The 3,336-nt window shown below is 69.3% G+C and carries 5 protein-coding genes; 3 read left to right on the top strand and 2 right to left on the bottom strand.

The window, feature by feature from the left end:
* Positions 1 to 157: 157 nt before the first annotated feature.
* Positions 158 to 535 carry a DUF4124 domain-containing protein gene (locus tag ABGA94_RS01860; protein WP_032953917.1) on the bottom strand — a complete coding sequence of 126 codons (378 nt, stop codon included), beginning with the start codon at positions 533 to 535 and terminating at the stop codon, positions 158 to 160.
* A gap of 80 nt (positions 536 to 615) precedes the next feature.
* On the opposite strand from ABGA94_RS01860, the gene pssA reads away from it, so the two are divergent.
* From pssA to rimI, 3 genes are read left to right on the top strand one after another with little or no spacing between them, the layout of a single operon-like run.
* Positions 616 to 1,392, top strand: coding sequence for a CDP-diacylglycerol--serine O-phosphatidyltransferase (pssA, locus tag ABGA94_RS01855; protein WP_005415206.1), 777 nt, complete (start codon positions 616 to 618; stop codon positions 1,390 to 1,392).
* Positions 1,389 to 1,898, top strand: a complete 510-nt coding sequence (locus ABGA94_RS01850) for a hypothetical protein (RefSeq protein ID WP_005415207.1) — start codon at positions 1,389 to 1,391, stop codon at positions 1,896 to 1,898. The genes pssA and ABGA94_RS01850 overlap by 4 nt, the downstream gene beginning before the upstream one ends.
* On the top strand, positions 1,895 to 2,392 hold the full coding sequence (rimI, locus tag ABGA94_RS01845; RefSeq protein WP_005415208.1) for a ribosomal protein S18-alanine N-acetyltransferase: 498 nt from the start codon (positions 1,895 to 1,897) through the stop codon (positions 2,390 to 2,392). The genes ABGA94_RS01850 and rimI overlap by 4 nt, the downstream gene beginning before the upstream one ends.
* A gap of 45 nt (positions 2,393 to 2,437) precedes the next feature.
* On the opposite strand, the gene ABGA94_RS01840 is transcribed toward rimI, so the two are convergent.
* Entirely contained in the window at positions 2,438 to 3,259 is an 822-nt protein-coding gene (locus tag ABGA94_RS01840; protein ID WP_138953191.1) for an EamA family transporter, read from the bottom strand.
* Between the last annotated feature and the right edge of the window lie 77 nt (positions 3,260 to 3,336).

Genomic DNA, 3,336 nt, shown 5'->3' with positions numbered 1-3,336 from the left:
GGTGTCAGCCGCATGGATGCGGCTGCCAAGCCTACATGGACGTACTTGCGGCGTCCCCGCAATCCGACACCGCCCCGCCATTCCACGGAATGCCCGCTTTTGACGTTGCCGTTGCTTGCAGCCTCGGCAGGTGCAGGGCGCAGCCCTGCCGATACCCTTAACCGGCCGGTGGGCAATAAGCCTTGATGGCCGCCTCCGCCAATCCCTTCTGCGCGGTGTGCTGCTCCGGGGTCAACGGGGTATCGGCCTTGCCATCACCATCGGTGTCCTGCATCACCTGGCCACCGCCGTCCAGCAGGGCCAGGTTGGCCCGGGCCGTGCTGCACTGCTCGGGAACCGGCGCGGCCGGGGTCTCGGTGCTGGCCGCGGCCTGCGGGGTGCGGGCCTGCTCGCGGGTCTCGTACTTCTTGCCCGCCGGTGGGGTCTCCGAGTACTGGGTCACGCCATGGGCGTCCTTCCATTTGTAGACGGGACCAGCCACGGCGTTGGCACTGGCCAATAGCAGCAGGCATCCAAGGCAGGACAGGGCACGCATGGCAAACTCCACGGAATGGGCGTAGAACGCCGATTGCAGCATTGGCGCCGAGCACTGGCAAGTCGATTAAACTGGATTCCATGGACCCGATCACACCGCCGCCGCGCTCGCGCACGATTTACCTGCTGCCCAACCTGTTCACCACCGCCGGCCTGTTCGCCGGTTTCTACGCGATCATCGCCGCGGCCAACGGGGATTTCGTCAATGCCAGCATCGCCGTGTTCGTGGCGGCGGTGATGGATGGCCTGGACGGGCGCGTGGCGCGCCTGACCGGTACCAGCAGCGAATTCGGCGTGCAGTACGACTCGCTGGCCGACCTGGTCAGCTTCGGCATGGCCCCGGCGCTGGTGATGTACCACTGGTCGCTGTCGTGGCTGAAGTTCGATGATCCGCTGCTCGGCCGCGTCGGCTGGGCCGTGGCCTTCCTGTATGCGGCCTGCGCGGCACTGCGCCTGGCCCGCTTCAACACGCAGGTGGCGGTGGTCGACAAGCGCTGGTTCGTTGGCCTGGCCAGCCCGGCCGCAGCGGGCCTGATGATGTCCTTCGTCTGGGCGTTCGCCGACGGCAACCTGGGCTGGGATGGCAACCAGCTGCGCTACGTGGCGCTGGCGGTGACGATCATCGCTGCGCTGCTGATGGTCAGCCGTATCCGTTTCTGGAGCTTCAAGGGCGGCGCGGCCAAGGGCACCCGTTCGGATCGCGTGCCGTTCCTGGTGCTGGCGCTGGTGCCGGTCGCCATTGCCATCGCGGTGATCGACCTGCCGCGCGTGCTGTTCGCGGTCGGCATCCTGTACGCCCTGTCCGGCCCGGTGATGTGGGCCGTGCAGCGCCTGCGCAAGAAGCCCGAGGCCGCGTGAGCCAGGACCTGCCCGTGCTGTGGTCGCCGGCCCAGCAGGCCTGGCTGCAGGCCATGGGCTATACCGTCTATCACGACGGCCAGCTGGCTGCCGAGCTGGATGCCGCATTGCAGTTGAGCGTGGCCGAAGCCGAGGCCAGTGTTGCCCCGCCGGAACCGGAGCCGGTGCGGGCCGCTGTGCCGCCGCGCGACGCCCGCGCCGCGACCGCGACCGCAGTACGCGCGGAACGCCCGGCTCCGCCGCGCCGCGAAACGCCGGTCAGTGCCCCGGATACCGTGCCGGCGGCTGAGCGCCCGCTGCCCAGCGGCAACGCACGACAGCCGGTGGTACGCCTGCCCGATCGCCTGCAGATCGCGCTGCTGCGCGCGTCCGGCTGCAACCCGAACGACCCGGCGACGCAGGTGCTGATGGACAGCTGGCCGCTGGACCAGCTGCGCCGTGACCCGGCCGCCAAGCGTGCGCTGTGGCCGCAGCTGCGTGCCCTGCGCAAGCGGGGTGCGCGGTGAGCGCGGTGACCCGGCCCGGCCCGGTCAGCCTGCGTGCGCTGCGCGAGAGCGACCTCAATGCTGTGATGGCGATCGAGCTGCGGGGCTATCCTTTTCCCTGGACCCGCGGCATCTTCATCGACTGCCTGCGCGCCGGCTATCCCGGCCTGGCGATGGAGCGCGATGGCCTGCTGGTCGGCTATGGCGTGCTCAGCATCGCCGCGGATGAAGCGCACGTGCTCAACATCTGCATCGACCCGCTGGCACAGTCGCGCGGGCTGGGCCGCCAGCTGCTGCGCGCGATGGTGCAACTGGCCGCCGACCGTGGTGCCCAGCGCGTCTTCCTGGAGGTGCGTCCGTCCAACACGCCGGCGCTGGCGCTGTACCACAGCGAAGGCTTCAACGAGATCGGCCGCCGCCCGCGTTACTATCCGGCCGCACAGGGCCGCGAGGACGCGGTGGTGATGGCCATCGAGCTGGTCGACGGCGACCTGCAGGTGATGCCGCCGCTGTGACGCAGACGGGTTGCCGGCCAGCGGCCGGCACTACCAACGCGCCCATCACGCCAGGCGCAACGCCAGCACGCCACCGACGATGAGCGACGCTGCCAGCCAGCGCGCGCGTGGTATCCGTTCGCGCAGCAGGAACACCGAGATCAGCAGCGCGAACAGGATCGAGGATTCGCGCAGCGCCGAGATCATCGCCACCGGCGCCTGGGTCATGGCCCACAACGCCATCGCATAGGAGGCGGTGGTGCCGACGCCACCGGCCAGTCCCAGCGGCCAATGCTGCCGCGCATAGTCCAGTACCGCGCCGCCGCGCGTGTACAACGCCCACAGCGGCAGCGGAATGCCCGACAGCAGGAACAACCACAGCGTGTAGCTGAGCGCGCTGCCGGACTGCCGTGCACCCTGCGCATCGACCAGCGTGTAGGTGGCGATCATCGCTGCGGTCAGCAGCGGCAGGCGCAGTTGGCCGCCACGCGCACCCACTGCCATGCACAGGATGCCGGTGCTCACCAGCACCACACCCAGCCACGCTGCAGCGGGCAATGGTTCACCGAGCAGGGTGCCCGCCAGTGCGACCAGGATCGGCGCGCTGCCACGCATCAGCGGGTAGGCCAGGCTCATGTCGACCTGCTGGTAACAGCGTGCGACCAGCCCGTAATAGATCACCTGCAACAGCACCGATGCGCCCAGCCAGGGCCAGCTGTGCGCGGCGGGAAAAGGCAGGAAGGGCAGGGCGGCGGCCGACAGCAGCGCGGCGCTGCCGGTGACCAGCACGGTGCCGAGGAACTTGTCCGGCCCGCGCTTGACGATCGCATTCCAGCTGGCATGCAGTGCCGCAGCGGCGAGAACCAGCAGGAAGATCGAAAGAGGCATCCGGCGATGATGCCATGCGGCGGAAATGGAAACGCCGGGCATCGCCCGGCGTTTCCGATTCCGCTTGGGTGGGTGCC

The sequence above is a fragment of the Stenotrophomonas sp. 3diitr2024 genome (assembly GCF_042136455.1).
Lineage (GTDB): Bacteria > Pseudomonadota > Gammaproteobacteria > Xanthomonadales > Xanthomonadaceae > Stenotrophomonas > Stenotrophomonas sepilia.
Note: the sequence above shows the minus strand (reverse complement) of the source record. Positions and strands in the feature narration are given on the sequence as shown.

Excerpts from the sequence above, each read along its gene's own strand:
- pssA (WP_005415206.1), top strand. The coding sequence starts at position 616 with ATGGACCCGATCACACCGCCGCCGCGCTCGCGCACGATTTACCTGCTG.
- ABGA94_RS01860 (WP_032953917.1), bottom strand. The coding sequence starts at position 535 with ATGCGTGCCCTGTCCTGCCTTGGATGCCTGCTGCTATTGGCCAGTGCC.
- ABGA94_RS01840 (WP_138953191.1), bottom strand. The coding sequence starts at position 3,259 with ATGCCTCTTTCGATCTTCCTGCTGGTTCTCGCCGCTGCGGCACTGCAT.